A 25,257-nucleotide genomic window follows, 5' to 3' on the forward strand; every position below is an offset into this window, starting at 1 on the left:
GATTAGGGCGTGATGGTGGAAGGGAGTTAAACGTGGGATTGGTAATTGGCAAAAAATAAGATTTGCACTCTGAATTTGATCACATTACTGCAAATATTTACCAAAGGGTTTTACGGTGTTTATCAAAAAGATGAACAGGTTATTATTAGTGATTTAGGGATGGAGTTGGAAGGCTACTCCGTATTTTATTGATGATTGCTGAGTAAAAAAATAAGCAGCTGCTCCAAGGAGAATATCAAAAGCTCAGTAACCGATTGCCGTTAGGTAAGCTCGAACTTATTTTTACTCGTATTACTGATCCAAATACTGATTTATCAACAATTGAGGCAAACTCCCGCAGCACAATAATGAATTTTAGTTAAAAGAATACGATGCTATCGTTAATGCCTGATTTATTCATCAGGCCCTTTGAGCGTAAAAACTAAATGTTTGCGCATGTCTTTTAAAATAACGCCTTTTTTTAACATTGCTCCGCTTAAACGCTTTTGCCACTTTAATAACTCTGGCTCTGCCGCAGATAACACTTGCTCACTCTCAAATTGAAAGCACATTAGCAAAGAGCCTGGAAATAAGTGGTATTGAACGTCAAACCAACATTGCAGCATACCAGGAAGTTCAGCACGACCTTGTTCTTCTAGTTTATCGGCAATATTAAGCACAAGAGTTTGCTGTTTTATTTGCACTGCAGAGAGTTTTTTCATGTTTAATCCAAGTTAGCGGCTAAAAAATGCAGCCGGAATGCGGGCATTATACGCAAGCTTGTAGGCAGGCAACAACTCTCAGCCAAGTATTGAATAGAATTTATTATATGTATGCCTTGCTGGTACGCTTTAAAATGCAGGTTCACTCTTTTAAATAAGCAGCGAAGATAAGTTTTTTGTGCTAATTAACCTGAGCTCTGGATAGTAAATCTATCTCGAGCAGCTATTTACAGCGCTAACTGCGTTGAATTTACTTGCAATAGGCCAGCTATTGACACGTAAATTCGCCTTATTTTCACTGAAAATCTCTTGCTAGAGAAAATAAATTTAAATATCACCATTATTCAATACGTTAGTAAATTCATTAACCAAAGTTCAGATTAATTAACCACTTTTTTGAGGTGATTTAATACCAAGCCGTAACAATATTTAATTAGTTTGTGGAACTAAACTTGACGCTAACAGAATTAAAAATACTGACTTAGAATAACTAAATTTTTATCTTGTTATCGACAAGGCTTTCTTACCTCAAAGTAGATCTCTTAATTAAGTGACTTGGTATAGCAACGATCATTTTAATGAATAATTATGGTTGAAATAGCCGTTTTTAGAGTGATGTGAGCAAGCGAAATTACTAATTGAGCTCGAAGGTGGAGTACTTTAGCTTAAAATGAAAATCACATAGCAATACGAATCTAAATTTATATTTATAATTTTTCTGGATATAGTAAAAGTCATTAAATGCTGTAAGTTAATACGCGAAGGTATTGTTTGAAAATATAAACTAACTGTTTGGGTTCACTATAATAATAAAGGAAATAGGATGAAAAAATCACTTATATCATTAGCGATAGGGTTATCAGCATTAAGTACTTTTAATGCAAGTGCAAATTTAGATCAGCAGGTAAAAAGCGTAGAACAGCAAGTTATAAAATGGCGACGCGACTTTCACCAAAACCCAGAGCTTGGTAATCGCGAAATACGCACTGCTGGCATAGTCGCTAAACATTTAAAAGCACTCGGTATGCAAGTACAAACCGACATTGCCTATACCGGTGTAATAGGTATTTTAAAAGGCGCTAAACCGGGTCCAACCGTTATGTTACGTGCAGATATGGATGCGTTGCCAGTTACCGAAAAAGCGGATGTAGCTTTTAAATCAACAAAAACGACGAACTATCGAGGAGTTGATGTAGGTATTATGCATGCCTGTGGACACGACACTCACGTAGCTATGTTGATGGGCGCAGCAGAGGTACTTGCCAATATGAAAGGCGAGCTGCACGGCAACGTTATGTTTGTGTTTCAACCAGCAGAAGAAGGAGCACCAGAAGGCGAAGAAGGTGGCGCTGAGTTAATGCTAAAGGAGGGAATATTTAAAAAGTATAAACCTGATGCAGCATTTGGTTTACACATAACATCAGGCTTACATAGCGGAAAAATAGGCTACAGGAGTGGTCCTGCTATGGCGAGTGCGGATCGATTTGAAATAACAGTCCATGGCAAACAAGCGCATGGTTCTGCACCGTGGACAGGGGTTGACCCTATTGCGGCAGCGGCGCAAATAGTAACAGGGATAAATCATATTGTTAGTCGTCAAATTAATATTACTAAAGAGCCTGCGATTGTCTCGTTTGGGAAAATAGCGGGTGGTGTACGTAATAATATTATTCCAGAAGAAGTTGAAATGGTGGGTACAATTCGTAACTTTGATATGGATAACCGCGCAAAAATATTTGAAAAAATAAAAACAACGGCTACACACATTGCTAAATCGTCAGGGGCGACAGCAGAGGTACGTATTCACGAAGGTTACCCTGTTACAATTAATAACCCAGAATTGACCGCGCAAATGTTACCTAGTCTTGAAAAGGCAGCAGGTAAGAATAACCTAGTCGAAATGGGAAAAATAACCGGGGCTGAAGATTTTTCATTTTATGCGCTAAAGATCCCAAGCGTATTTGTGTTTTTAGGCGGCACACCAAGCGAGCAAGACTTAAATACAGTGGCTAGCAATCACTCACCTTATTTTTATGCCGACGAGTCATCGTTTAAAGTAGGCACTAAGGCGCTTAGTTTGTTAGCTATTGACTATTTAAACACGCATAAAAAATAGTTTAAACGACCACGTTACGCTATTAGCTTAACGTGGTATTGCTGTTTTATTTAAAACATCGCATCATATTTTTAGCACTTGCTCAATTTTAAAAAAGCACACAGTATTAAAAAACTAACCGAGTATACAAATGAACCGGCGAGCAGTTTTTCTGTAAGATTAAAAATAATGAATCGATATTGCCGGTCTTATATCTCGATTCAATCTTCATAAGCATTAAGGATTTAAATAATGGTAATTACTGGAAGCTGTTACTGTGGTGAAATTAAATACCAAGCAAAGTCTCAAAATAATAATGTACTTGTTTGCCATTGTACCGATTGCCAACGTATGTCGAGTGGCCCATTTAGAGCTGTTATAATTGCAGAGCCAAACTCAGTAGTATTTACCCAAGGTGAGCCGAAAGAGTTTGTTAAAACAGCACAAAGTGGTAATAAACGTGCGCAAGGTTTTTGCGGTAACTGCGGTACAACACTTTATGCTACAAACGCAGCAAAACAAGATCGAGTGTATGGCCTGCGCATTGGCGCAGTTGACCAACGTGATGAGTTTAAACCGTCTGTACAAATTTGGTCTCAATCAACGCTAAGTTGGTTGAACGATTTACACAAAATACCAGCTTTTGAAACTACGCCATAAAAATAAATTTTGTAGAAAGTCAGTTTTTCTGAAATTTTATTAGTTAAACAGCTGTCTATTTTAGTAGTTAACCTGAACTCTGGTTAAGGGATTTATTGTCCAGAGTTCAGGTTAGTTACAACAGAGGAAATATTATGTGTAGTTCACCAAAAAGCAGCCGTGCAGTAAATAAAACAGCAATAAATTTTAATAATGAATTAACGCAAGAGCAGCGGCTACGGTTTGCTGCAAAAGCTAACTTAGCGCAAGAGCGCCGTGAGCAGCGCCAAGCTACTAACAAACGCTATGAGCAAAAGCATCTTAGCAATAAGTCGTCACATGGTTTATTTTCGTGGCTACAGCAACTCGTTAGCTGATTTGGCTAAAGTGGTATTTTTACCACTGCCCAAACCGCACAGTGCACACAATACACCTGCAATAGCACACAGCCACAATGGCATGTTCCAATTTCCTGTTGTCGTATGCAATGCTCCAGCAAGCATTGGTCCGATAGCGGCGAGTAAATACCCTACACTTTGTGACATACCCGAAAGCGATGCTGCTTGCTGAGAGTTATCGCTTCGTAAACTAATAAACGATAGCCCCAATATAAAACATGCACCAGAGCAAAAAACCAACATTAAGGTCCACACAAAAGCAAAGTTAGGCATGTAAAGCAGCCCCAATGCACTAAGTGCACTCAACATGGCTAAAATAAAGCTAAGCGCGCTTTGATCTTTTAATTTGGAAAGTAGCGGAATTAGTATTAACCTAGGCAATGCCGTCGCTTTCTGATAAGCAAAGTGTACAGCAGGTGTCGGAGTTATTAGGGTATGAGTCGGTTAGTGCGTTTATAACTATGTTTAAAAAGGTAATGAAAAAGTCGCCCATGAAATACATGAGCGATTTAAATCAGTTAAATTAACGCCTTACCACGTATAAGTTGCCGAAAGCATTGCGGTACGTGGTTTGCTTGGAAAGTACCTGTCGCCTGTAAAGCTCGTATAATCGGCGCGCTCTGCATAAGCCTCATCAGTTAAGTTAATTACGCGAGCAAGCACTTCAAGGTTATTAGTAACTTGCCACTGTGCGCGCAGGCTTAAAATATCATGCCCTTGGTATTTATTTATGTTTTCTGGAACGGTGTAATAGTTACCAACGCGATGCCACTGCAAAGCAAATTGCGTATTACTGAGTGCTTGCCATGTTAAATCAAGATTAGCAATATTACGCGGCGCGGTGTCTATGTCGTTGCCGTTTATGTTCAAACCATTGAGTACTTGGTTGTTAGTATAAGTATGCTTTGCGTAAGTACCAGCAAAGTTAAGCGCAAGCGTTTTTGTGAGCTGGTAGTCAAGTTCAAGCTCAATGCCACGATGGCGAGAGCTGCCATTGTTTACCGTAAAAAAGTCGCTATCGCGGTAAATTGTGTTGTGTTTACTCATAGCGTAAACCGACACGCCATAACGTAGTTTTTCGTAAACCCCTTTCATACCCAGCTCTGCGTTATTCGCTATTTCGGCATTTAAATTTGCTGTTGTTTGCTTGCGTTGTAATTGGTATAACTCAGCGGCTTGTGGCGCTCGGTAACCGCGCGAAAAGTTTGCATAAAGCGTGTTATTTGTATTGTACTGATAGCTAACCCCAAGCTTTGGCGATAAATTACTAAAGCTATTCTTAGCACTCGCTGGGCGGCTGTATCGGCAGCCACCAAATCCGCATTCACTGCCATCGTCTTTTGTTCTACCTGCTAGCATATTATTGGTGTAGTCGTACCGCATATGCTCGTAGCGCAAACCCGCTGTTACTAACCACTTATTTAATTGCCAATCAACCGATACAAAAGGCGCATAAAGCGTTGCGTTTATATCGTAATCGTAATGCTTACCTTGTGGCACTGTAGCAACTAAAAATGCAGAGCCTTGAGTGGGCTCATTTTGGCTTTGAGTAAAGTCGGCTTGCGTGTATTCGCCATCAAGCCCTATGTTTACTTTTATATTGCTTTGTAAATTATGTTGATAAAGCGATTGAACGCCAAAGCCGGTTTGGCTGTTTTTTTCAAGCGGTGTGCCGGGCAAAAAGTGCTTAAAAAAGTCCATACTTTGCTCGCGAAAATATAACGTAGTAGAGAGCACATCATCGTTGTTTAATTGCCATGTTGCATTGCTCCACGCTCTAAATGCGCGTGCTTTTCTAAATGCGTTTGGATCAAAGTTTTTTTGCGCGAGGTCTTCGTTTTTATAGCTTTCAAAACCGGTAATAAATCCAGCAGTTTGCTGATCTAGGTTTGTGTAAGTTAGCCCAGAGGTCAGTAATAAATTATTATTTGAATAGCGATGGCGAATATTTACTTTTTGTTGCTCTACGCTTTCGTCGTCGCGGTAACCGCTATCGTCGGTAACACTTACGTTAATGCCTATGCCGCTATTACCGTAATCTTGCCCTGCGCGTAATTTGTAGCGAGTATAGCCGTACGAGCCATAATCTAAACCAACTAAACCGCCGCCTTGAGTAGTGTCGGGTGTTATAACATTAATAACACCATGCACAGCGTTTGAGCCATAAAGTGCAGAGCCTGGGCCTTTTAATACTTCAATGCGCTGCGCCATTTCGCTGTGCGCTTCAAATAGCTCGTTTATATTGCAAAATCCAGCGGCTCTCAGTGGTATACCATCCTCTAGGGTTAATATGCCACCACATGCGCCAGCGCCCGAAAGTACTTGTGAACGTAGTGCGGGTAAATACTCTTGACCATTTCCGCGTTGAATATTTGTACCCGCTACACGTTGCAAGGCTTCTTCAATATGGGTAGGTGCTATGCTATTTAACTGCGCTTCACTGAGTGTACTTATTGATAATGGGAGTGGGGTAGAAAGCGCTTCAATACGTGATGCAGTGGTTGTTATGGTTTCTATTGCATCATTATTTTGATTATCGGCAAATGCAGTGTAGCTAAAGGGTAATAACAGTGGCAAAAAATAAGGTTTCATACATTCCTTGAGGACAAAATATAGTGCATTGGCTTTATACTATGTGGTTTTGATATGTATTTAAAGTTGTTACGTTAAAACGCACGTAGCCTATAGATTTTATATGTAACTGAGAGCAGTAAGCATGCCGCTGCTGGAAATAACAACGCAAGCATTAAAAAGTAATTAAATAAAATATAACCTACAATCCCACCGAGTAAAAAGCCGCTAATAATGAGTAAAAAGATAACACATTTGCGGGTATCAAATTGCTCTCCTTTTAATGCTCTGCCAATCATTAAACCAAGATCTGTAAAAATACCGGTTAAATGTGTGGTGCGTATAACCGCACCACTGTAATTAGTGGCTAATGCATTTTGTAGCCCGCACGCAGCAGAGGCTAAAACAATACCGTAAGTGAATGTATTTTCAAGTAAGTAAGCGCTAATTAGTAACAACAGCGCTTCAATAAAAAGTAAGGTGTCGTAATGGCGGCCTAATTTTAATGAACCACCTGAGAGTAAAAATCCAGAAAGTGCCGACCCCAGCATAAAGCTAATTATTACACACAGCAGTAATAGTGCTGTTACTTTACTCGTTATTGCTTTAATACCTAGCAAAGTAACAGAGCCCGATACGTGCGAAATAGCTTGATGTTCAAAACCTAATAACCCCACAGCGTTCACAATGCCCGCTATAAATGCAAGCGTAAACGCGCCATATTCAACCCATTTTGGTAATTTTGTAAACATTAGTTATGCCGTAGTGAGGAAATTTTTTAATCGAGTTAATTGCTTTTATACACTTGATTTTTAAAGCGCTTTATTTGCTCATCAACTAACTTTGTATCAATTATGCCACGTTTAAAGGCAATATAAACAGGGAGCGAAAATTCATTAAGTTGGCGAGCATAAATATTTTTGTATTCTTTTGAATACCATAATCCCGCTTGGTAGTTAGTAATAACGTATTCAACACGTTTTTTTTCAAGTAGTTCAAAGTTTGCTTTGGTTGAGAGTGACTGGATTAAACGGTTACCCTTTATATTGTATTGCGAAGCAATAGTACTGGGTAGAGGAACGCCGCGAAGCATAGCGACGGTGGAGTTTGATAAATCATTAGTGAGCAGTTTGTCGTTATTTAAAGCAAATAAGCCAAATTGAGTAATATGCAGTGGTTCATTAGTAAAATCTAAGTATTTTGCGCGCTCTTTGTTATTAGCCAACGAAAAATAGCAATCGTAGTAACCTAATCTCATCTCTTTTTTAACACGTGCCCAAGGCAAGTGAACAATCTCAATGTGCAGGTTTAAATTACGCTCAATAAAGGTTAAGTATTCAATGTCTAGACCAGTAAATGTATCGCTATTTTCATCGTAGATTGTAAAAGGTGGGTAATGAGTTGTTACGCAGCGTAATTTTTTTTGAGGCGCAGCAGATAGTAACGAAGAAAAAATTGAAACCATAAAAAACAATATTGTGCGCATAAATGCTAATCCGATATTTTTTGTGAGTATATACCTGGCTGTTTAGTATACAGCCGAATTGAAATATTTGTATTGATCTAAGTATTTTTACTAAGCGTATAAATAAAATTTTGTGGGATAGACCATGTTTAACGCAGAGCAACAATCACGCATTATAGAAATGGCGTGGGAAGACAGAACTCCTTTTGAAGCAATAGAGCAATTGTATGGATTAAAATACTCACAATTAGTTGTTTTTATGCGAGAACATATATCAAAAGGCAGCTTTAAGGTTTGGCGAAAGCGTCATGCTGGTCGTAAAACAAAACATTTAAAACTTCGCGATCCTGCTATCATGCGCAGTCACTGTAAAACACAATATAAACAACGTTGATTTGCTCTAATCCAAAGGGTTACAATTTCATTCGTTGTTCATGATCGTTTGTTAAGTTGGGGTACTAAATCCCTGCTGTTTCAATCTTGAAGTTAACCCATAAGGACATTTAAATGCTCATTGCGCTGGCTATTATCATCGCTTTTTTTTTACTAGTTACTTTGTTACCTATGTCTTACAGCCAGCATTACTTAGTGCGTAGCTGCGATTTTGTGCGCTTACAAGTGTTTTATATTGCCAGTTTAGTTACTGTTGCCTCACTATTTTTATTATGGCAAAGCAGCGCAATAGGTTATGTATTTATAGCCTTAACCTCATTACTTATAATGATTTTACAAGGTAAATGGATTTACCCGTATACGTGGCTTGCTAAAAAAGAAGTGCAAAGTGCGCCTAAGCACATCGACCACAGCATAAGAATTATGTCGGCAAATGTACTTATGTCGAACCATAAAAGTGAGCAGTTAATTAGCCTTGTTGATGAGCATCAACCCGACCTACTTATTACGCTCGAAAGTGACAGCTGGTGGGAAAACAAATTATCAGTCATTAAAAAAAATTACCCGTATTACATAGAATGCCCTAAAGACAACCGCTACGGCATGCATTTATACAGCAAATTTAAAATACTCGATGCACAAATATGTGAGCTAATAGAAAAAGATATTCCCTCAATTCATATTTTATTTGAAAACGATGAAGGCCTGCAAATGCAAGGGCATTTTATTCACCCCGCACCGCCAAGCCCAACGGAGGAAGACTCATCACGCCCGCGCGACTCGGAGCTAATAATGGTGGCTAAAGCACTTAAAAATCCTACACGACCTGCCATAGTTGCCGGTGATTTGAACGACGTAGCTTGGTCGCGCAGCACCCGTTTGTTTATGCAAATAAGCGGCTTGTTAGACCCTCGGAAAGGCCGTGGTTTTTATAACACCTTTCATGCAAGCTACTTTTTTATGCGTTGGCCGCTCGATCATTTATTTCATAGCTCTGGATTTAAAGTTAAAAGTATTAAACGCCTCGCTAAATACGGCTCAGATCACTTTGCGCTACTTACTGAGCTTTCTTACGAAAACGCTGATCAGCAGTCATTAGAAACTAAATCGGCGCAGCATAAGCAAGAAGAAATTCAAGAACTCGCTATGAGTAAAGCCGATAAGCGAAAGGTGCCGAGGTTTGAGAATAAGTGATAGCCTTCAGTCATACTAATCAAAGCTTAGAGCTTGATTATATTTAAGCACTAATCTTCAGTTTCATCACAAATATTTAAACTCGAAGTATTGAAGAATAATTAACTTATTTCGGCAGGTAATTGAATTAAAAGTGAAAGAAGACATAAGTTATCAGGTTTGTTAGATTGTAATGTATAGATATTTGGCTGTTGATTCATTAAGGAACCTCATGGACGATAGTACACTAGATAGAATTGCTGAATTTATTTGTGGTAATGGAGAAAACCATCCTGAATATCGTTCTAGCTCAAAGATCACAAGCTTTTTTGAGCGCTCTGGATTACCTCAATTTGTCCATGATGGCTCAACTCGACAGTGGTGGGTACATGAAAAGCTTAAAGAATGTAATCGTGAACAATTAGCTGTTGTTCTCAAACGTCTTTCATCACCAAAAGAATACAAAGGTGATAGAGATAAAATTAAAAGTGCATTAGTCATGCTGAATGAAATCCTCTATGTAGAGGGTTTCAAGATTAAATTAGAAGGTCTTGAACCTAAGTTTGAAAAATGTGATATTAACTTTTCAGATGAAAATGGAAAAACTTCTTCACTTTTTCCAATGCCTGCACCTGATTTTATGGCGTTAGGTCTTGAATCAGAAGTAGGAAAGATACTTGTAGAGCGTTGGGAAGAAGCTCAGCGTTGCGTCGATTCTAAAGCCCACCTTTCAGCAATAATAATCATGGGTAGTATGCTTGAAGGATTATTATTAGGAGTTCTTCAAAGAAACCCCGGTAAAGCAAATCAGTGCACTACTGCGCCTAAAGATTCAAAGTCAGGAAAAGTAAAAAATTTCGCACATTGGAAGCTAGCTGAAATGATTGATGTGGCACATAACGTAGGTTGGTTAGGTATGGATGTTAGACAGTTTTCTCATGCACTTAGAGGTTTTCGTAATCTAATACATCCTTATGAGCAAATGGCTAGTAAAATGTATCCTGATGCCGATACATGTAATATTTCTTGGTTAGTTGTTCAGGCCGCAGTAAATGATTTAGCGAGAGCATTGGAAAACGACTAAACACTTAGTTGATATAAGTGTTTACGATTAAATATAAAATTAGACCACGATATTTATTCCCCATTAAAGGCTATGTTTGCAGTCTTTGACTCCTCATATTAAAAGCGCGATGGAAAATCGTACCTACGAATATGGTTTAAACTCGGCGTTTCCTTTATTGAAAGCTATCCTCTAAAAGCTACAAATAAAAAAGCCTAAAAGCGGTTATCCACTTTTAGGCTTAGTAATTTTTTATTTTAAACACTTATTTCATTTATGCAGCTAAATTAGCTGGCGATCATAATGCTTTTAACATTTACGAATTCGCGCATACCAAAGCCGCCGTGTTCTCGGCCATAGCCACTGCCTTTAACACCACCAAACGGTAAGTTAGGCTGTGCTAAGCCATAACCATTGATATTGATCATGCCGGTGTCGAAGTGCTTTTTAGCAAGCTCAATGGCTTTATTTTCATCTTTTGAGAAAATACCACCGCCTAAGCCATAGCGAGAGTCGTTGGCGATACGCATTGCATCGTCGTTGTCTTTGGCTTTAATAAGCGAAGCGACAGGGCCAAATAATTCGTCGTCGTAAGCAGGCATACCTGGCGATAAATTATCAAGTAGCGTTGGTGGGTAGTAGTAACCCGTTTGCGATGGTATTTCACCACCTGTTACTATGTTTGCACCTGCTTTTACTGATTCCATTACTTGGTCGTGAATACCATCGCGTAAATCTTCACGGGCCATTGGGCCTAGGTCTGTGTCATCAGCCATTGGGTCGCCCATTTTCATGGCTTCAAATTGCTCTTTTATTTGCGCTTTAAAGTCATCGTAAAGTGACTCAACAACAACATAACGTTTAGCAGAAACACACGTTTCGCCATTGTTGATCATGCGCCCGGTTACACAGGTTTTAACTGCAAGCTCTAAATCGGCGTCATCAAGTACTAAGTACGCATCGTTGCTGCCCAGCTCTAACACTGTTTTTTTAGCGTGTTTACCCGCTTCTTCAGCTACTTTTTTACCTGTGGCATCACTACCCGTAAAGGTTACGCCGCTAATTGCTTTGTGCGCAATGAGTGAGCTGGCGGTTTTACCGTCGATGAGTAAGTTGCTGAAACAGTACTCTGGGAAACCGGCTTGTTTAAATAGCGCTTCAATTTTTTCAGCCATGCCAAATACATTACCGGCATGTTTTAGTACTGTAGTGTTACCCGCCATGATGTTAGCGGCACTGTAACGAATTACCTGATAAAGCGGGAAGTTCCACGGCTGAATACCCAGCAGAACGCCCGTTGGTTGGTAACTAATAATTGCACGACCACCGTCCATATCGCGCTCTTCATCGGCGAGTACTTGTGGGCCATTTTCAGCAGTATAACGACAAATTCCTGCACATAGCTCAACTTCTTGAAAGCCTTGCTCGTATACTTTACCCATTTCTTCGGTCATGAGTTTTGCGATCGCTTCTTTTTGTTCTTCAAAAAGTGATGCTAAGTTATTTAAATATTTTGCACGTTCAGCGAATGACGTTAAACGCCATTTTAAATATGTTTCGTGAGATTTTTCTATTACCTGCTCCGCTTCTTTTTGAGAAAGTAGCGTATAGGTTTCAATGGTTTTCTCAGTTGCCGGATTAATCGTTTTAACTGTGTTACTCATTTCTATCTCCTTACTAATTATGTATGGGGAGTAATGCAAAACGAACGCCAGCTGTCTAAATATATAAAAATAACTTTAACTTATTGTTATTTATTGTTTTTTAATTTTTATTTATAAAGGTGCTTATTTTTTATGTAATGTATTTATGGTATGTTTTGTAAATAGTGCAAGTTGCAGAAAAAGTTACATAGGGAATAAAAATGATACGAACACTTTTTGATATTTCCACTGCGCTAATACAGGCGCCAATGGCTGGTGTGCAAGATGCAGTATTAGCTGCCAGTGTCTGTGAGGCTGGTGGATTGGGCTCTTTGCCGTGCGCAATGCTCTCTAAAATACAACTTATAGAGCAGCTAGAGTTACTTAGTCGTTCAACCAGTAAGCCTTATAATCTTAACTTTTTTTGCCATTCAACCTTGCAATACACCAAGCTGCAAAAACAACAATGGCATTTAACATTGGCCCCTTATTTTAATGAATACGCCATTGCCGAAAGTAGCTTAGCGGACGAAGCTTCTCGACAGCCTATAAATCAAAGTATTATCGATATTATTGCGCCTTATAAACCGGCTGTGGTGAGTTTTCATTTTGGTTTACCTGCGCCGTTTTTGCTTGAACAAATTAAAAGCTGGGGGGCAAGCGTTATTTCTACTGCAACAACCATTGAAGAGGCAAAATGGCTTGTCGATAATGGTGCTGATGCTGTTATAGCTCAGGGTTTAGAGGCGGGTGGGCACCGAGGCCATTTTTTATCTATGGATTTAAGTTTGCATAAAAGTACCGCTGAGCTAGTGCAAGAATGTGTTGCTCAATTGGTTGTGCCTGTTATTGCTGCTGGTGGTATTGCAACTGAGGATGATGTAGCGCATATGCAAGCGCTGGGAGCCGCAGGCGTGCAAGTAGGCAGTGCTTATTTATTATGTAACGAGGCAAATACGTCAGCGATTCATCGCAATGCTATTTTATCCCAGCAGAAAGACAATACAGCGCTCACTACATTATTTTCAGGGCGTGCAGCCCGAGGTATTTGTAATCGTGCAATGAAAGAGCTTGGTTCAATGCCTTTACATGTGCCGCCATTTCCTTATGCGAGTATTGCAATAACGGCATTGAGAAGCAGAGCTGAAGCATTGGGTGATAGTGGCTTTTCGCCGTTGTGGTGTGGTCAAAAATACATCCCAAGGGAGCACATGAGCGCAGCTCAAATAACACAAACATTAATGCAAAAGTGGTTGGTTTAAATGAATCATCGGCACACTATTGAGCTTGGTGATAGCTATGCAGTACTTGCACGAGATTTAAAGTTAAAGCTTGGCGAACAATACCCCATTAAGCAATTTTCTCGCGATACTGTTTTGTTGCAACAAGGGCAAAAACAGCGCTTTGGCTATTTGATTATAGATGGGGTATTAGGCGCTTTACATTCAACGGCTGATGGCAGTCAAAAATGTAAGGAGTTTTATTTTAAAGATGAATTTGCTTTGTTGTTTGCTAACTGGCTTGCAGATACAGATGCTTTTTATCAATTAAAAGTAATAAAAGCAGCAACAGTTATCGTTGTTCCATTGAGTCTTTTTGAGCAAAGCAAGTGGCAAGATATTAAGGTGAAGCTTATTACTCAACAGCTAATTTTTAAAGAAGCCAAAGAAGCTTTTTTATTACTTAATAGTCCCGAGCAACGTTACCGCTACTTACTTTTGCAAAAACCGCATTGGTTAGCACAATTGAGCCTAATAGAAGTCGCAATGTATATTGGTATCTCGGCAATTTCTTTATCACGAATTCGTAAGCGGCTTAACTTAAGTTAAGGGCAAATAAAATAAAGCCAGTTAGACTGCTGTTTTTTCAGGAGTCATTATGTTCTTACTTGCTCAGTGCTTGGTTACTATTGCTACTTTGCTAGATTTAGCATCTTTTCAGTTTAAGTCGCGTACATTTATTTTAGGCTGCTTATTTAGCTCTGTTTTACTGACCTCAGCACATTTTTTTATACTTGGCCATGCCAGTGCAGGAAGCTTAATGCTAATAGCCGCACTGCGTTATCTGTATTGTGTATTTGCACGAAAAACATGGGTGATGCTCGTTTTTATGTTGCTTAGTTGTTTGGCCGTATATTTTACTTGGCATAACTGGTTGAGTGGCTTGGCATTGGCAGCAACACTTATTCAAACATTTGCATCGTTTCAAAAACAAGATTTGTACTTACGCTTGCTTATGGTGTTAGGTACATCTTTTTGGATAAGTCATAACGTGTTTGCTGGGTCACCCGTTGCAGTACTGATGGAGTGTTTATTTTTGGCAAGTAATATGCTCGGGTTATATCGCTTTTATACCCCTAAAAAATCGGTTTAGAGGTATACACAAGGTTGATGAGGCCCTAGGGCGTGTTGACCTTTCGTGATTGATTTTGCAGCAGTATATTTGATATTTAGGCAAGGCAAAGCTTGTGATGTGTGGTTGTTCCCCATAAATAGGCGATAACGCAGCATAGATACCAAACATGCGCTGCCCTTTGGGTTCTTTCTAGGACGATTAACTCTTTGTTGCTCGGTTTTTACTTAGCCCACTAGGTTACAAACCTCGCGCCGCGATTAAATCGCCCCTAGATTGAACAAATTTCAATCCACAAAGGTCAACACGCCCTAGTAAGGAGGTTCGAAAAATTGTGTCGCAATTTTTTTGAGTAAATAGGTTTCACGGAGGATTGATAATCCTTGTTTCTCGCTGTTAGCAAGCGTGCGCTCATTATGTGCAATCGCATCGTTAATATTCACCCATTTAGCGGTCATACCATTTTGCTGTTCGTAATGCTCTAATTGAGCTTTACCAAATTCATCGGCAATATTGCATACATAGCAATATGATTTTATATGAATAATATCAAAATCATCTTTATACCAAGGTCGGTACTCTTCGTAGAGGCCAAAGGCTTTAACAACATTTATTTGTTGCGCGCCAGTTTCCTCATTTAGTTCGCGGATCAAACCTTGCTCAATGCTTTCGCCTTCATCCACCCCACCGCCAGGTAAGCTGTAGTCTTCATATCGATTGGTGTACATTAATAATATTTTATTATTTTTAATAACAATGGCGCGCGCGGTCAAGCGAACAAAAATAGTTCCTTGATCAATATTAATACCGGAATGAATTAGGGTTTTTAATTGCTGCATTTTTTATCCCACTTTTTTTTGCGCTCTGATTAACCTAAGCTCTGGTTAAGAAATTTACTAACATATTGAACTATAATGAAATTATAATTTTTTCTCTAGCCAGAGGTTTTCGGTGAAAACAAGGCGAATTTACGCGTCAATAGCGGGCGATTGCAAGTAAATTCAACGCAGCTCGCATTAAAAGTAGCTGCTTGAGATGGATTTATTATCTACAGTTCAGGTTAATTATATCAGCTGTATCACTCAAGTACGTTGTGAAGTTGCAAGTAATAGAAATTAATGTGATCGTTTTTTTTCAGCACACGTAAATCTCTGGTTGGTAAAATAAGACGTTAACCCATTTAGTTTATTTAGATGAAAGCGCTTTTAAGCACACCTTCCTTTAAATTAGGTGTAAGGGTGCGTAGAATGATAAAAAAGAATAAGGATTTATCATGTTAAATATACTTTTAGTAGATGATGACGTCGAGTTTAGCGATGTTGTTTGCCATATCGTCGAATTTCTCGGCCATAATATAAACACCGCGACCAGTTTAAAAGAAGCGCATCAGTGGTTTGAAAATAATACCTTCGATCATGTTCTTCTTGATTTTATGTTACCTGACGGCAGCGGTTTACACCTTCTTGACCATTTAAAAATGATTGGACAGTCTCCAAAAATTACACTTATATCGGGACACCCTTCAGTTAAAGGTATTTTAGCTGAAATGTGCGAGCCTAATGTTGGGCATCTATTAAAACCATTACAGCGAGAAGATTTAGAGCTGGTTTTAAATGGTCCTAAAAAAGCAGTTAAAAAAGCCAAGTCGAGCGGTATTACTCGTCATTTTGGTGGGCTGATTGGCGAATCAGAAGCAATGCAAAAACTTTACAACATGATTGAACGTGTAGCTAAAACAAATGCGAACGTAATGCTTATGGGTGAAAGTGGTGCAGGTAAAGAGGTGGTGGCGCAAGCTATTCATAACGCAAGCCAATGTGAAGGGCCATTAGTTGCGAGTAACTGTGGAGCGCTTTCAAAAGAATTAATTGGTAGTGAATTGTTTGGCCATGAAAAAGGGGCTTTTACGGGAGCAATCGCACGCAAAGAGGGCGTATTTGAGCAATCAAATAACGGGACTTTATTTTTGGATGAAGTAACCGAAATGCCAATTGATATGCAACCAAATTTACTGCGAGTACTTGAAACTAAAAAAGTAACGCGTGTAGGCGGTAACCGAGAAATACCGACTAACTGTCGTGTTATTTCGGCGACTAACCGCACGCTTAGCGATTTAGCGCACAACAATGTAATTCGTGAAGATATTTATTTTAGACTGGCTGTTTTTCCTATTGATATACCGCCACTGCGCGATCGCAAAGAAGATATTCCGCTTTTAGCCAAAGCATTTTTAGAGCAATTAAATGATGAAAATGGCACCGCGTTTAGCTGGACAGCGCAACAGCTAAAAGAGCTACAAAGCTATGAATGGCCTGGTAATGTACGTGAGCTTCGCCATGCAATTCACCGTGCCTTTATTATGAGTGATCCGCAAACCAGTGATATTACGCTGCCTGACAATTTAGAGTCGCCTTTTTCGCGTGTTAATAATCAAGCAGCAGAAAAACAGGTGTCGGCAGGGCAAACAATTGAAGAAGTTGAAAAAGAGCTGATTCATGCAACGCTCGATAAAGTGCAAGGCAATAAAACGCTTGCGGCACAAATGTTAGGTATTAGTACTAAAACACTTTATAACCGCCTTAATGCTTACGGTGGAATCGGTGAGTACAAGTAACTTAGATTTTGGTTAAACAAAAGGAAATATTATTGTGACTGAAGAAAGTAAGCAAAGCACAGCGCTTAATAAACTTGTTCATGATGCAAGAGCTCCGTTGAATAGAATTTCAATGAACGCGGAGCTAATAAAGTTAGTGTTAGAAAACGATATGCCCAAACAAAAGGCGATTGAAGCTCTGGATAAAATAATTTTGAACTGCCAGCAATGCAGTGAAAGTTTGCAAAATATTACTGATCATAATAACGATTAACAAATTTAACTCAGGCGTTTACACATCTATGAGCAAGCAAAAACAGCAAGGTAAAGCGAACATTACGTGGGCCGCTTTTATTGTGGTGATATTAAGCATTATTGTAGGCAATGCCTTTTTAGCATTGAATACGATTCAAGGGTTAACGCAAACTCAAAAAAGTTTAGACAATACTAATATGCTGACAACCGCAATAGAGAAACTGCATTTGTCTATCGTACAAGCTGAATCGGGTCAACGTGGTTATTTATTAACGGAAGAGGATGATTATTTAACGCCTTACTACGATGCGATAGGGCAGTTAGAGGAGCAAACAAATCATGTAAAATCGCTTCATTCTGAAATAGACGGCCAAGCAGATCGAATTGCCCAGTTGTTAGTACTTACAGGCAGTAAAATTAAAGAATTAAAGACCACGGTTAATCTTGCTCTTAATGACAAAGAGCGACGTGCGTTATATATACTTAATACACATAAAGGCAGAAAACTTTATAAGCAAATTCGTGAAAATGTTAATGAAATTCAAGACCGAGAACTACTCTTTAAAGTGAGTCACTTTGCGAAATTAGCAAAAATTAAAAATGAGGCAAAAATTACCTTTGCGATTACAGCAATAACAAGTGCTCTGCTTATTATTGGAATGTTTATTATGACGCGTCTTAATTTAAGAAATGCGGCCCAATATCGTTTTGAGCTTGAAAAACAAAACGAAACGTTAGCCGCTAAAGTGTCGGAGCGAACGCAAGAGCTAACACTATATTCAGATGAACTGAGTCGCAGTAATCGAGAGTTAGAAGAATTTGCTTTTGTTGCGAGCCATGATTTACAAGAGCCGCTTCGTAAAATTCAAGCATTTAGTGATCGCCTTGAAACCATGTTCAAAGATGAGTTGGGCGAAAAAGGCATCGATTATATTGGCCGCATGAAAAACGCTGCCCAGCGTATGTCTAATTTAATTAATGACTTACTTGAGTTTTCGCGTATTGCTACGCGCGGTAAAGAGTTTGCTGATACAAGTTTAAACGAAGTTGTAACCGATGTATTAAGTGATTTAGAAATCGCGATAAAAGAATCTAACGCACAAATTGATGTAGAAGACTTACCTGTTATTCAAGCAGATAAAAGTCAAATGCAGCAATTATTTTTAAACTTGCTGTCAAATGCAGTTAAATTTAGAAGAGCTGATGTGAGCCCGCATATAAAGATAAGCTATCAGCATGAAGATATTTTTAGTGCTGATCATAATACGCATTTAAGTTTTCAAATTATTACGATAACAGATAATGGCATTGGTTTTTCACAAGACTACGCCGATAAAATATTTGTTCCGTTTCAGCGCTTACATGGTCGCTCTGAGTACAAAGGCACCGGTATTGGTCTTTCTGTATGTCGACGAATTGTGGAGCGCCACGGCGGAACAATTACAGCCCAAAGTAAAGACGGTGAAGGTGCGACCTTCATTATAAAACTACCTGTGGAAGCTGCGCTTTTCACATTGCAAGGAGAGGCTTAAATGCCCTATTCAAAAGTAAAACCGATTACTATTTTAATGGCGGACGATGATGAAGATGATCGTTTGTTAACACAAGATGCCCTTGCTGAAAGCCGTGTACTTAACGATCTTCATTTTGTTGAGGACGGCGTTGAATTACTCGAATACTTAGAGCGCAGGGGGAAATTTGCCGATAAAGCTGTGTCGCCGCGTCCTGGGCTTATATTACTAGATCTAAACATGCCAAGAATGGACGGTCGTGAAGCGCTTGAGGCAATAAAAGCAAACCCTAACCTAAAAGGGATTCCGGTTGTTATTTTAACTACGTCTAAACAAGAAGAAGATATGGTTAAGGGATATAACTTAGGAGCTGCATCTTATATTACAAAACCGGTGACGTTTGATGGCTTAGTTGAGCTAATGAAAACGTTAGGAAAGTATTGGGTAGAGTTTGTAGAGCTGCCAGCAACATTTAACGATTAATGGAGATTTTATGTTAGATAAAGTGACTCAGTTGCTGCTTGTAGAAGATGATGAAGATGATTACATACTCACCTGCGACTATCTAGACCAATTAGATTCACACACGTTTAACATTCAATGGGTTAGCTCCCCTGAGCAGGCAATTGCGACGCTTAGTAAGAATGAGCACGACATTTGCCTACTTGATTACCGCTTAGGTGCATCAAACGGATTAGATGTATTAAAGGAAGCCATTGCCAATGGCTTTAGCGGCCCGATTATTATGCTCACCGGCCAATCCAACGACGAGTTAGATTGCGCAGCGCTTGATGCGGGTGCAGTTGATTACTTAATAAAAACGGAAATGAGCTCGAGCCGTTTTGCTCGCGCCATTCGTTATGCTTTGGCACGAAAAGATGTAGAAGGTGAGCGAGTTGAGCGTTTAAAAGCAGAAGCAGAAAACCGCTCAAAAGACCGCTTTTTAGCTCATTTGAGCCATGAACTACGCACTCCACTGTCGTCTATTTTAGGTTATACCGAATTATTAATGCAGAGCGACTTTAGTCAGCAAGCAGAAAATGAATTGGGAGTTATTTATCGAAACGGTAAGCATTTATTAAGCTTATTAAACGATGTTCTCGATTTATCTAAAATAGCCGCCGATAAACTCGAGCTTACCTTAAGCGAAGTAAACCTCGATAGCATGCTTGCGGATGTTTATACCTTAATGCGTGTATCGGTACTTGATAAAGGGCTTACGCTTCGTTTTGAATCAGATAAACCACTGCCTTTAGTTGCACGACTTGATGCCACAAGAGTTCGTCAAATATTAATAAATTTAATAAATAATGCCGTTAAATTTACCGATAAAGGCGAAATTGTTATTAATGCGTGGACCCAATGGGTTGATGACCAAGAAATGCTGTTTTTTAGTATTAAAGACACGGGCATGGGGATTGCACCTGAAAAACAAAAACTTATTTTTAAGCCGTTTGAGCAAATAGCCGATGTGGAATCGCGCTCTGTTGGCGGAGCGGGTCTTGGTTTAGCAATATGCGCAGAATTATTAGCACGTATGCATGGCGATATTAATTTACAATCTGAGTTTGGCAAAGGCTCTACATTTACCATTTCGGTGTATCCTGGGGATATTAGTGAGGTAGAGCGACAAGTTCTTAACTTTAGTAGTGCGCCGCAGTTACACAGTAAATTAGCTCCTTGTAAAGTAAGTGGCCGTGTATTAGTTGTTGATGATTTACGTGATTTACGCATGCTAGTAGGGCACATGATCAGCTCTTGTGGTGCGAGGGTTGATTATGCAGAGCATGGTCAGCAAGCACTTGAAAAAGTACGCATCGCGGATGCGTATAAAGCGCCTTATGATATTATTTTTATTGATATTCATATGCCTGTAATGGGCGGCAAAGAAGCTACTATAGAGCTTAGAAAAATGGGTTATAAAGGCCCAATAATCGCGCTGACGGCTGCAACGATGAAAGGGATACATGAGGAGCTGGCAGCACTTGGTTTTAATGATGTAATACCAAAGCCGGTTGATAGTGCCGCTTTATATCAATGCTTACAAGATTACTTAATGGCGCCAGAGCACGCGCCTAAAGCTAAAGATATAAACAGTGATAAAGGCTTAACAGAAAAAAAACAGCGTTTTTTACTTGTTGAAGATGACCATGATGCAGCGCAAATAACACAGTTGCTTTTAGAAAGTTTAGGTGTGGAAACCGTGATAGCATCGAGTTGTGCGCAATGTTTACAAATACTCAATCACGATCAGCAATTTAATAAAGTATTGTTAGATATGCACCTGCCTGATGGGCGAGGGGTTGATTTAGGCCAGCAAATTAATGAGCGTTACCCTGAGTTACGCTTGGTAATTGTAAGTGGTGCAGAGCCTGATCCTAAAGAGATAAAAGATTTAAATATTGACCATGTTTTACTAAAACCTATTAATTTGAGCTTACTTGAAACGCTTATTAGCTCATAGGGACATTATTTATATGCATTCAATAAAGTTAGTATCTGAAGAATTAACGCCATCAAAAGTAGTCTGTGTTGGTCGAAATTACACTGCGCACATTGCGGAGTTAAATAATGAAACACCAGATCAAATGGTGTTATTCAATAAGCCAAATAGTGCAATTACCACGCGATTAAATTCGGCTCATAACGGCGATACGCTGCACTATGAAACAGAGCTATGTTTTGTTGTAAAAAATAAAAAGTTTGTAGGTGTTGGGTTAGGCCTTGATTTAACTAAGCGTACAGTACAAAGTAAATTAAAAAATAAAGGACTCCCTTGGGAGCGAGCTAAAGCATTTGACGGCTCAGTTATTCTAACTAATTTTGTAGAGTTAACAGATGCAATGCAGCATTTTACGTTTGAGCTTAAAATTAATAATGCTGTTATTCAGCAAGGTGATACTCATTTTATGCTAAACGACCCAGAATCTATTTTACAAAATATCAGCGAGTTTATGAGCTTAGAAGATGGTGATGTGATCATGACAGGTACACCTTCTGGTGTAGGGGAGGTAACCGCGAAAAGTATTTTTGCTGTCGCGCTTTATGCCAATGATCAGTGTTTACTAGAGCATCACTGGCAAGCAAGTTAAATAGGTAACTAAACAGATAATTAAATATCATTTAATTATCTGTTTTAAATCAGCAGACTTACATTGGGGCGTATTGACCTGTCGTGACTGATTTTGCAGCATAAATACCAAACATGCGCTGCCCTTTGGGTTTTTTTTAGGGACGATTAACTCTTTGTTGCTCTCTTCTTACTTAGACTATAGATTACAAACCTCGCGCCGCGATTAAATCGTCCCTAGATTGAACAAATTTCAATCCACAAAGGTCAACAAGCCCTAATACGGCATCGGATTATTTCTAAAAATAGTATCAATGCCAGTTAGCACGTCATCACTTAGCGTAATATCAAATGCATCAATATCTTCTTTTAATTGCGCCATACTTGTTGCACCAATAATAGACGACGTTACACCGTCTACTTGATTACACCATGCGAGTGCAAGCTGTGCTGGCGTTATATTATTAGCATGCGCCAGCTCAACATATTGTTTAGTCGCTTGCTCTGCGTTTGGTGTATCTCTAAAAATACCGTTACGCTGCATAAAGGTCCAGCGAGAACCTTCTGGGCGAGCACCATTTAAGTATTTACCTGTTAATAAACCGGCGGCTAAAGGTGACCATGGTAAGTAAGCAATATCCTCATGCACACATTGCTCAATTAAATAGGGCCAATCTTTGGTATGCGCTAAGCTAAACTCGTTTTGAATAGATACCATACGAGGTAAATTATGCTCTTTTGCCAAGTTTAAAAATTGGCTTATCCCCCAAGGTGTGTCGTCAGATAAACCGCAGTGTTTAATTTTTCCGGCTTTTACGCAGTCGTTTAAACCTTCTAAAATATCCAGCATGCCAGCTTGATGTTCTTGTGTATTTACGTTTGTAAATTTAAGCATACCAGGCCATTGCCTACCAAAATGAGGCGTAGAGCGATTGGGCCAATGTAGCTGATATAAATCAATATAGTCTGTTTGTAAGCGTTTAAGTGACTCATCAACAGCTTCAATAACCGATTGACGAGTAATATTACCGCCGCCTCTCACCCACGATAAGCCATTTCCCGCTATTTTTGTGGCGAGAATTATATCGCTACGTTTTTGCTGATTACGTGAAAACCAGTCGCCAATAATTTGCTCTGTTTTTCCATATGTATCGGGAGAGGGCGGCACCGCATACATTTCGGCGGTATCAATAAAATTGACGCCTTTAGAGAGTGCGTAAGCTATTTGTTCATCGGCATCGCGCTGAGTATTTTGTAAACCCCAAGTCATACTGCCTAAACACACTCGAGATACGTCTACACCACTGCTACCAAGTGGACTATATTGCATAAAACTTCCTTAGTTATTAGGTTGAGCATGGGTGGTTAGAGCTGATAAAAGAGGCTCAGTAATTAGCGCTTTTTGCCCTGTTGTAAAGTCAAACATAACCACTTTTGAATTACCCGTAGTGGTTATCGCATTTTGTGCATGGCTAAATACAGTGTAATTCATCATAAAGCGATCTTCTTTAATGTCAGTGATGGTAACACCGACAGTAAGTGTATCTGGAAAAGTAACTGGGCGTTTATAGCGCACATTGTTTTCGCTTATAACTGGACCAATACCGCTTGGGGTAATTGTATCAAATAGGTTTATTTTGTTTAAAAAGTCTATTCGAGCTATTTCAAAATAACGTAAGTAAACCACGTTATTAACGTGTTGGAGGGCATCCATGTCAGCCCAAGCTACGGTAATATCAGTATGAATAGGATATTGATCTTTAAACGTTTGCATAAACTTATAGCTCTTAATTTTAAAGCACTTAGGTTATCAATATGAAGTTATGACCTCAAGGTAATTAATATGGCATTTTTAGCTAATCATTGTGCCTATTTAAATTAAGGTCTACAGTTATGTTATATAAATAGGAGAAACGCATATGCAACAAGTAGTTAATTGGGTTCTAGCATGTTTAATTTTTATTATGTCGTTTATTTGTTATGCAATGGGAAATCTCTCGGTAGGAGTGTGTTTACTTGCCGCAGGGTTTTTACTTGAATTTGCTTTTTGGCTGTATTGCTTTAAAAAAACGAGGCGATTTAAGCAGTCATTTTAGATTAGCTAGGCGCTTGCATATTAAAAGTGTTTGCATAATAATGACTGTATAAATAAACAGTTATTTTGTGGCGATGAAAAAGTTTATTCACATAGATATGGATTGTTTTTACGCCGCAGTAGAAATGCGCGACAATCCTGAGCTTGCTAATGTACCGTTGGCAATCGGCGGTAATAGCCGGCGAGGTGTACTTTCAACCGCTAATTACCTTGCTAGAGAATATGGTGTACGCTCTGCCATGTCTAATTACCATGCTAAACAATTATGCCCCGATTTAGTGATTGTATCCGGACGTATGGCTGTTTATAAAGAGGCCTCAAACCAAATACGCGAAGTATTTAACCACTACACAGATTTAATTGAGCCACTTTCCCTTGATGAAGCTTACCTTGATGTAACAAATAGTGCCGCCTGTAAAGGCAGTGCTACGCTTATTGCACAACAAATAAGAGCCGATATTTACAATGCAACTGGGCTGACTGCATCAGCAGGGATTGCGCCAATTAAGTTTATTGCCAAAATAGCGAGTGACGAAAATAAGCCCAACGGGCAATTTGTAGTATTACCCAATGAAGTTGATGGTTTTTTAGCGCAGTTACCACTGGGTAAAATTCCTGGGGTGGGGAAAGTAACGCTCGAAAAACTCAATTTAAAAGGGTTATACACCGGCAAAGATGTGCGCGAAAAAGGCGTAAATTGGATGCAGCAGCATGTAGGTAACTTTGGTGTTTCTCTTTATCAAAAGTGTGCGGGTGAATATGTTGGTAAAGTCTCTACCAATCGAATTAGAAAATCGTTAAGTGTTGAGCATACTTATGAATACAATAAAAACAGCTTACAAGAATGCCTAGAGCAACTCCCTAAGTTGTTAGAGGAGTTGAAGGTACGTTTAGATAAACAACAATTACAAAACAGAATTAATAAACTGAGCGTTAAAGTTAAATTTGCCAATTTTGTAGTGACTTCTGCGGATCAGGCATACCATCAATTAAACACTGAAATTTTTACTCAGTTACTAACTAAAGCTTATCAACGAGGTGTGCAGCAGCCAGTAAGGCTTTTAGGTCTTGGCGTGGGTATAAAAAACCAGCCAGAGCATAATTTACAGCTTAGTATTCTCGATTAAGTGGCAAAGCCTGTAACTGCAAGTTGCCAATAAACAAGCAATTAAACTAAATGCTTGTCGCAGCTTGCTGGTCTTCAATATTTAAATCGACGATAATAGAGGCTTATGTTTTT

26 protein-coding genes and 1 pseudogene are annotated in these 25,257 nt (G+C 39.1%); 18 read left to right on the top strand and 9 right to left on the bottom strand.

Features of this window, described 5'->3' with window-relative positions; translation table 11 throughout:
• The first annotated feature begins 45 nt into the window (after positions 1-45).
• Positions 46-192: a hypothetical protein gene (locus tag PALI_RS14975; protein ID WP_193156329.1), complete on the top strand. Its 147-nt coding sequence runs from the start codon at positions 46-48 to the stop codon at positions 190-192.
• A 200-nt stretch (positions 193-392) separates the two neighbouring features.
• Here PALI_RS14975 and PALI_RS14980 read toward each other — a convergent pair whose 3' ends face one another.
• Positions 393-701: a hypothetical protein gene (locus tag PALI_RS14980; protein ID WP_077535933.1), complete on the bottom strand. Its 309-nt coding sequence runs from the start codon at positions 699-701 to the stop codon at positions 393-395.
• Positions 702-1,524: 823 nt separating this feature from the next.
• Here PALI_RS14980 and PALI_RS14985 point away from each other — a divergent pair.
• From PALI_RS14985 to PALI_RS14995, 3 genes are all read left to right on the top strand, one after another.
• Positions 1,525-2,817 (top strand): amidohydrolase, encoded by a 1,293-nt coding sequence (locus PALI_RS14985; protein WP_193156330.1) that lies wholly within the window; start codon positions 1,525-1,527, stop codon positions 2,815-2,817.
• Positions 2,818-3,048: 231 nt separating this feature from the next.
• On the top strand, positions 3,049-3,456 hold the full coding sequence (locus PALI_RS14990) for a GFA family protein (protein WP_193156331.1): 408 nt from the start codon (positions 3,049-3,051) through the stop codon (positions 3,454-3,456).
• 134 nt (positions 3,457-3,590) lie between these two features.
• Positions 3,591-3,812 (top strand): hypothetical protein, encoded by a 222-nt coding sequence (locus tag PALI_RS14995; protein WP_193156332.1) that lies wholly within the window; start codon positions 3,591-3,593, stop codon positions 3,810-3,812.
• Here the strand turns inward: PALI_RS14995 and PALI_RS15000 are convergent.
• Positions 3,792-4,214 (bottom strand): MFS transporter, encoded by a 423-nt coding sequence (locus PALI_RS15000; RefSeq protein ID WP_226894558.1) that lies wholly within the window; start codon positions 4,212-4,214, stop codon positions 3,792-3,794. The genes PALI_RS14995 and PALI_RS15000 overlap by 21 nt on opposite strands.
• Here PALI_RS15000 and PALI_RS15005 point away from each other — a divergent pair.
• Positions 4,211-4,360, top strand: a pseudogene (locus tag PALI_RS15005) (helix-turn-helix domain-containing protein); the annotation flags it as partial. The gene PALI_RS15000 and the pseudogene PALI_RS15005 sit on opposite strands and share 4 nt — an antisense overlap.
• A gap of 4 nt (positions 4,361-4,364) precedes the next feature.
• Here PALI_RS15005 and PALI_RS15010 read toward each other — a convergent pair.
• The 3 genes from PALI_RS15010 to PALI_RS15020 all read right to left on the bottom strand — a co-directional run bounded on the left by PALI_RS15010 (position 4,365) and on the right by PALI_RS15020 (position 7,890).
• Entirely contained in the window at positions 4,365-6,425 is a 2,061-nt protein-coding gene (locus PALI_RS15010) for a TonB-dependent receptor (protein ID WP_193156333.1), read from the bottom strand.
• A 74-nt stretch (positions 6,426-6,499) separates the two neighbouring features.
• Positions 6,500-7,156, bottom strand: coding sequence for a YoaK family protein (locus PALI_RS15015; protein WP_077535926.1), 657 nt, complete (start codon positions 7,154-7,156; stop codon positions 6,500-6,502).
• 35 nt (positions 7,157-7,191) lie between these two features.
• Entirely contained in the window at positions 7,192-7,890 is a 699-nt protein-coding gene (locus tag PALI_RS15020; RefSeq protein WP_193156334.1) for a substrate-binding periplasmic protein, read from the bottom strand.
• A 124-nt stretch (positions 7,891-8,014) separates the two neighbouring features.
• On the opposite strand from PALI_RS15020, the gene PALI_RS15025 reads away from it, so the two are divergent.
• From PALI_RS15025 to PALI_RS15035, 3 genes are all read left to right on the top strand, one after another.
• Entirely contained in the window at positions 8,015-8,263 is a 249-nt protein-coding gene (locus PALI_RS15025) for a TIGR03643 family protein (RefSeq protein WP_039485113.1), read from the top strand.
• Positions 8,264-8,376: 113 nt separating this feature from the next.
• Positions 8,377-9,456 carry an endonuclease/exonuclease/phosphatase family protein gene (locus PALI_RS15030; protein ID WP_193156335.1) on the top strand — a complete coding sequence of 360 codons (1,080 nt, stop codon included), beginning with the start codon at positions 8,377-8,379 and terminating at the stop codon, positions 9,454-9,456.
• A 211-nt stretch (positions 9,457-9,667) separates the two neighbouring features.
• Positions 9,668-10,519, top strand: coding sequence for a hypothetical protein (locus tag PALI_RS15035; protein WP_193156336.1), 852 nt, complete (start codon positions 9,668-9,670; stop codon positions 10,517-10,519).
• Between the two features lie 266 nt (positions 10,520-10,785).
• Here the strand turns inward: PALI_RS15035 and PALI_RS15040 are convergent, their stop codons facing one another.
• Positions 10,786-12,162 (bottom strand): NAD-dependent succinate-semialdehyde dehydrogenase, encoded by a 1,377-nt coding sequence (locus tag PALI_RS15040; protein ID WP_193156337.1) that lies wholly within the window; start codon positions 12,160-12,162, stop codon positions 10,786-10,788.
• A 200-nt stretch (positions 12,163-12,362) separates the two neighbouring features.
• Between PALI_RS15040 and PALI_RS15045 the strand changes: the two genes are divergently transcribed.
• From PALI_RS15045 to PALI_RS15055, 3 genes are read left to right on the top strand one after another with little or no spacing between them, the layout of a single operon-like run.
• Positions 12,363-13,403, top strand: coding sequence for an NAD(P)H-dependent flavin oxidoreductase (locus PALI_RS15045; protein WP_193156338.1), 1,041 nt, complete (start codon positions 12,363-12,365; stop codon positions 13,401-13,403).
• Positions 13,404-13,970 carry a Crp/Fnr family transcriptional regulator gene (locus PALI_RS15050; RefSeq protein ID WP_138585750.1) on the top strand — a complete coding sequence of 189 codons (567 nt, stop codon included), beginning with the start codon at positions 13,404-13,406 and terminating at the stop codon, positions 13,968-13,970.
• Between the two features lie 49 nt (positions 13,971-14,019).
• A complete protein-coding gene (locus PALI_RS15055) occupies positions 14,020-14,514 on the top strand; it encodes a YgjV family protein (protein ID WP_077535920.1) in 495 nt (164 codons plus the stop codon).
• 290 nt (positions 14,515-14,804) lie between these two features.
• On the opposite strand, the gene PALI_RS15060 is transcribed toward PALI_RS15055, so the two are convergent.
• Positions 14,805-15,332: an NUDIX hydrolase gene (locus PALI_RS15060; protein WP_193156339.1), complete on the bottom strand. Its 528-nt coding sequence runs from the start codon at positions 15,330-15,332 to the stop codon at positions 14,805-14,807.
• A gap of 434 nt (positions 15,333-15,766) precedes the next feature.
• Between PALI_RS15060 and PALI_RS15065 the strand changes: the two genes are divergently transcribed.
• From PALI_RS15065 to PALI_RS15090, 6 genes are read left to right on the top strand one after another with little or no spacing between them, the layout of a single operon-like run.
• Positions 15,767-17,107, top strand: coding sequence for a sigma-54-dependent transcriptional regulator (locus tag PALI_RS15065; RefSeq protein WP_077535918.1), 1,341 nt, complete (start codon positions 15,767-15,769; stop codon positions 17,105-17,107).
• 34 nt (positions 17,108-17,141) lie between these two features.
• Positions 17,142-17,360, top strand: a complete 219-nt coding sequence (locus PALI_RS15070) for a histidine kinase (protein ID WP_138585652.1) — start codon at positions 17,142-17,144, stop codon at positions 17,358-17,360.
• Positions 17,361-17,388: 28 nt separating this feature from the next.
• Positions 17,389-18,873, top strand: a complete 1,485-nt coding sequence (locus PALI_RS15075) for a sensor histidine kinase (RefSeq protein ID WP_193156340.1) — start codon at positions 17,389-17,391, stop codon at positions 18,871-18,873.
• A complete protein-coding gene (locus PALI_RS15080) occupies positions 18,874-19,335 on the top strand; it encodes a response regulator (RefSeq protein ID WP_077535915.1) in 462 nt (153 codons plus the stop codon). It begins immediately after the preceding gene.
• Positions 19,336-19,345: 10 nt separating this feature from the next.
• Positions 19,346-21,316 carry a hybrid sensor histidine kinase/response regulator gene (locus tag PALI_RS15085; protein WP_193156341.1) on the top strand — a complete coding sequence of 657 codons (1,971 nt, stop codon included), beginning with the start codon at positions 19,346-19,348 and terminating at the stop codon, positions 21,314-21,316.
• 13 nt (positions 21,317-21,329) lie between these two features.
• Positions 21,330-21,944, top strand: a complete 615-nt coding sequence (locus tag PALI_RS15090; protein ID WP_193156342.1) for a fumarylacetoacetate hydrolase family protein — start codon at positions 21,330-21,332, stop codon at positions 21,942-21,944.
• A 255-nt stretch (positions 21,945-22,199) separates the two neighbouring features.
• Here the strand turns inward: PALI_RS15090 and PALI_RS15095 are convergent, their stop codons facing one another.
• Positions 22,200-23,252 (bottom strand): aldo/keto reductase, encoded by a 1,053-nt coding sequence (locus PALI_RS15095; protein WP_193156343.1) that lies wholly within the window; start codon positions 23,250-23,252, stop codon positions 22,200-22,202.
• Positions 23,253-23,261: 9 nt separating this feature from the next.
• Positions 23,262-23,696 (bottom strand): acyl-CoA thioesterase, encoded by a 435-nt coding sequence (locus PALI_RS15100; protein WP_193156344.1) that lies wholly within the window; start codon positions 23,694-23,696, stop codon positions 23,262-23,264.
• A 395-nt stretch (positions 23,697-24,091) separates the two neighbouring features.
• On the opposite strand from PALI_RS15100, the gene dinB reads away from it, so the two are divergent.
• Positions 24,092-25,144 carry a DNA polymerase IV gene (dinB, locus tag PALI_RS15105; RefSeq protein ID WP_193156345.1) on the top strand — a complete coding sequence of 351 codons (1,053 nt, stop codon included), beginning with the start codon at positions 24,092-24,094 and terminating at the stop codon, positions 25,142-25,144.
• The last annotated feature ends 113 nt before the right edge of the window (positions 25,145-25,257 follow it).

The organism is Pseudoalteromonas aliena SW19 (assembly GCF_014905615.1).
Taxonomy (GTDB): Bacteria; Pseudomonadota; Gammaproteobacteria; order Enterobacterales; family Alteromonadaceae; genus Pseudoalteromonas; species Pseudoalteromonas aliena.

Excerpts from the sequence above, each read along its gene's own strand:
- PALI_RS14985 (WP_193156330.1), top strand. The coding sequence starts at position 1,525 with ATGAAAAAATCACTTATATCATTAGCGATAGGGTTATCAGCATTAAGT.
- PALI_RS15090 (WP_193156342.1), top strand. The coding sequence starts at position 21,330 with ATGCATTCAATAAAGTTAGTATCTGAAGAATTAACGCCATCAAAAGTA.
- PALI_RS15085 (WP_193156341.1), top strand. The coding sequence starts at position 19,346 with ATGTTAGATAAAGTGACTCAGTTGCTGCTTGTAGAAGATGATGAAGAT.
- PALI_RS15020 (WP_193156334.1), bottom strand. The coding sequence starts at position 7,890 with ATGCGCACAATATTGTTTTTTATGGTTTCAATTTTTTCTTCGTTACTA.
- PALI_RS15010 (WP_193156333.1), bottom strand. The coding sequence starts at position 6,425 with ATGAAACCTTATTTTTTGCCACTGTTATTACCCTTTAGCTACACTGCA.
- PALI_RS15035 (WP_193156336.1), top strand. The coding sequence starts at position 9,668 with ATGGACGATAGTACACTAGATAGAATTGCTGAATTTATTTGTGGTAAT.
- PALI_RS15065 (WP_077535918.1), top strand. The coding sequence starts at position 15,767 with ATGTTAAATATACTTTTAGTAGATGATGACGTCGAGTTTAGCGATGTT.
- dinB (WP_193156345.1), top strand. The coding sequence starts at position 24,092 with ATGAAAAAGTTTATTCACATAGATATGGATTGTTTTTACGCCGCAGTA.
- PALI_RS15050 (WP_138585750.1), top strand. The coding sequence starts at position 13,404 with ATGAATCATCGGCACACTATTGAGCTTGGTGATAGCTATGCAGTACTT.
- PALI_RS15030 (WP_193156335.1), top strand. The coding sequence starts at position 8,377 with ATGCTCATTGCGCTGGCTATTATCATCGCTTTTTTTTTACTAGTTACT.
- PALI_RS15055 (WP_077535920.1), top strand. The coding sequence starts at position 14,020 with ATGTTCTTACTTGCTCAGTGCTTGGTTACTATTGCTACTTTGCTAGAT.
- PALI_RS15095 (WP_193156343.1), bottom strand. The coding sequence starts at position 23,252 with ATGCAATATAGTCCACTTGGTAGCAGTGGTGTAGACGTATCTCGAGTG.
- PALI_RS15060 (WP_193156339.1), bottom strand. The coding sequence starts at position 15,332 with ATGCAGCAATTAAAAACCCTAATTCATTCCGGTATTAATATTGATCAA.
- PALI_RS15100 (WP_193156344.1), bottom strand. The coding sequence starts at position 23,696 with ATGCAAACGTTTAAAGATCAATATCCTATTCATACTGATATTACCGTA.
- PALI_RS15040 (WP_193156337.1), bottom strand. The coding sequence starts at position 12,162 with ATGAGTAACACAGTTAAAACGATTAATCCGGCAACTGAGAAAACCATT.
- PALI_RS15075 (WP_193156340.1), top strand. The coding sequence starts at position 17,389 with ATGAGCAAGCAAAAACAGCAAGGTAAAGCGAACATTACGTGGGCCGCT.
- PALI_RS14990 (WP_193156331.1), top strand. The coding sequence starts at position 3,049 with ATGGTAATTACTGGAAGCTGTTACTGTGGTGAAATTAAATACCAAGCA.
- PALI_RS15025 (WP_039485113.1), top strand. The coding sequence starts at position 8,015 with ATGTTTAACGCAGAGCAACAATCACGCATTATAGAAATGGCGTGGGAA.
- PALI_RS15045 (WP_193156338.1), top strand. The coding sequence starts at position 12,363 with ATGATACGAACACTTTTTGATATTTCCACTGCGCTAATACAGGCGCCA.
- PALI_RS14995 (WP_193156332.1), top strand. The coding sequence starts at position 3,591 with ATGTGTAGTTCACCAAAAAGCAGCCGTGCAGTAAATAAAACAGCAATA.
- PALI_RS15015 (WP_077535926.1), bottom strand. The coding sequence starts at position 7,156 with ATGTTTACAAAATTACCAAAATGGGTTGAATATGGCGCGTTTACGCTT.
- PALI_RS15080 (WP_077535915.1), top strand. The coding sequence starts at position 18,874 with ATGCCCTATTCAAAAGTAAAACCGATTACTATTTTAATGGCGGACGAT.
- PALI_RS14980 (WP_077535933.1), bottom strand. The coding sequence starts at position 701 with ATGAAAAAACTCTCTGCAGTGCAAATAAAACAGCAAACTCTTGTGCTT.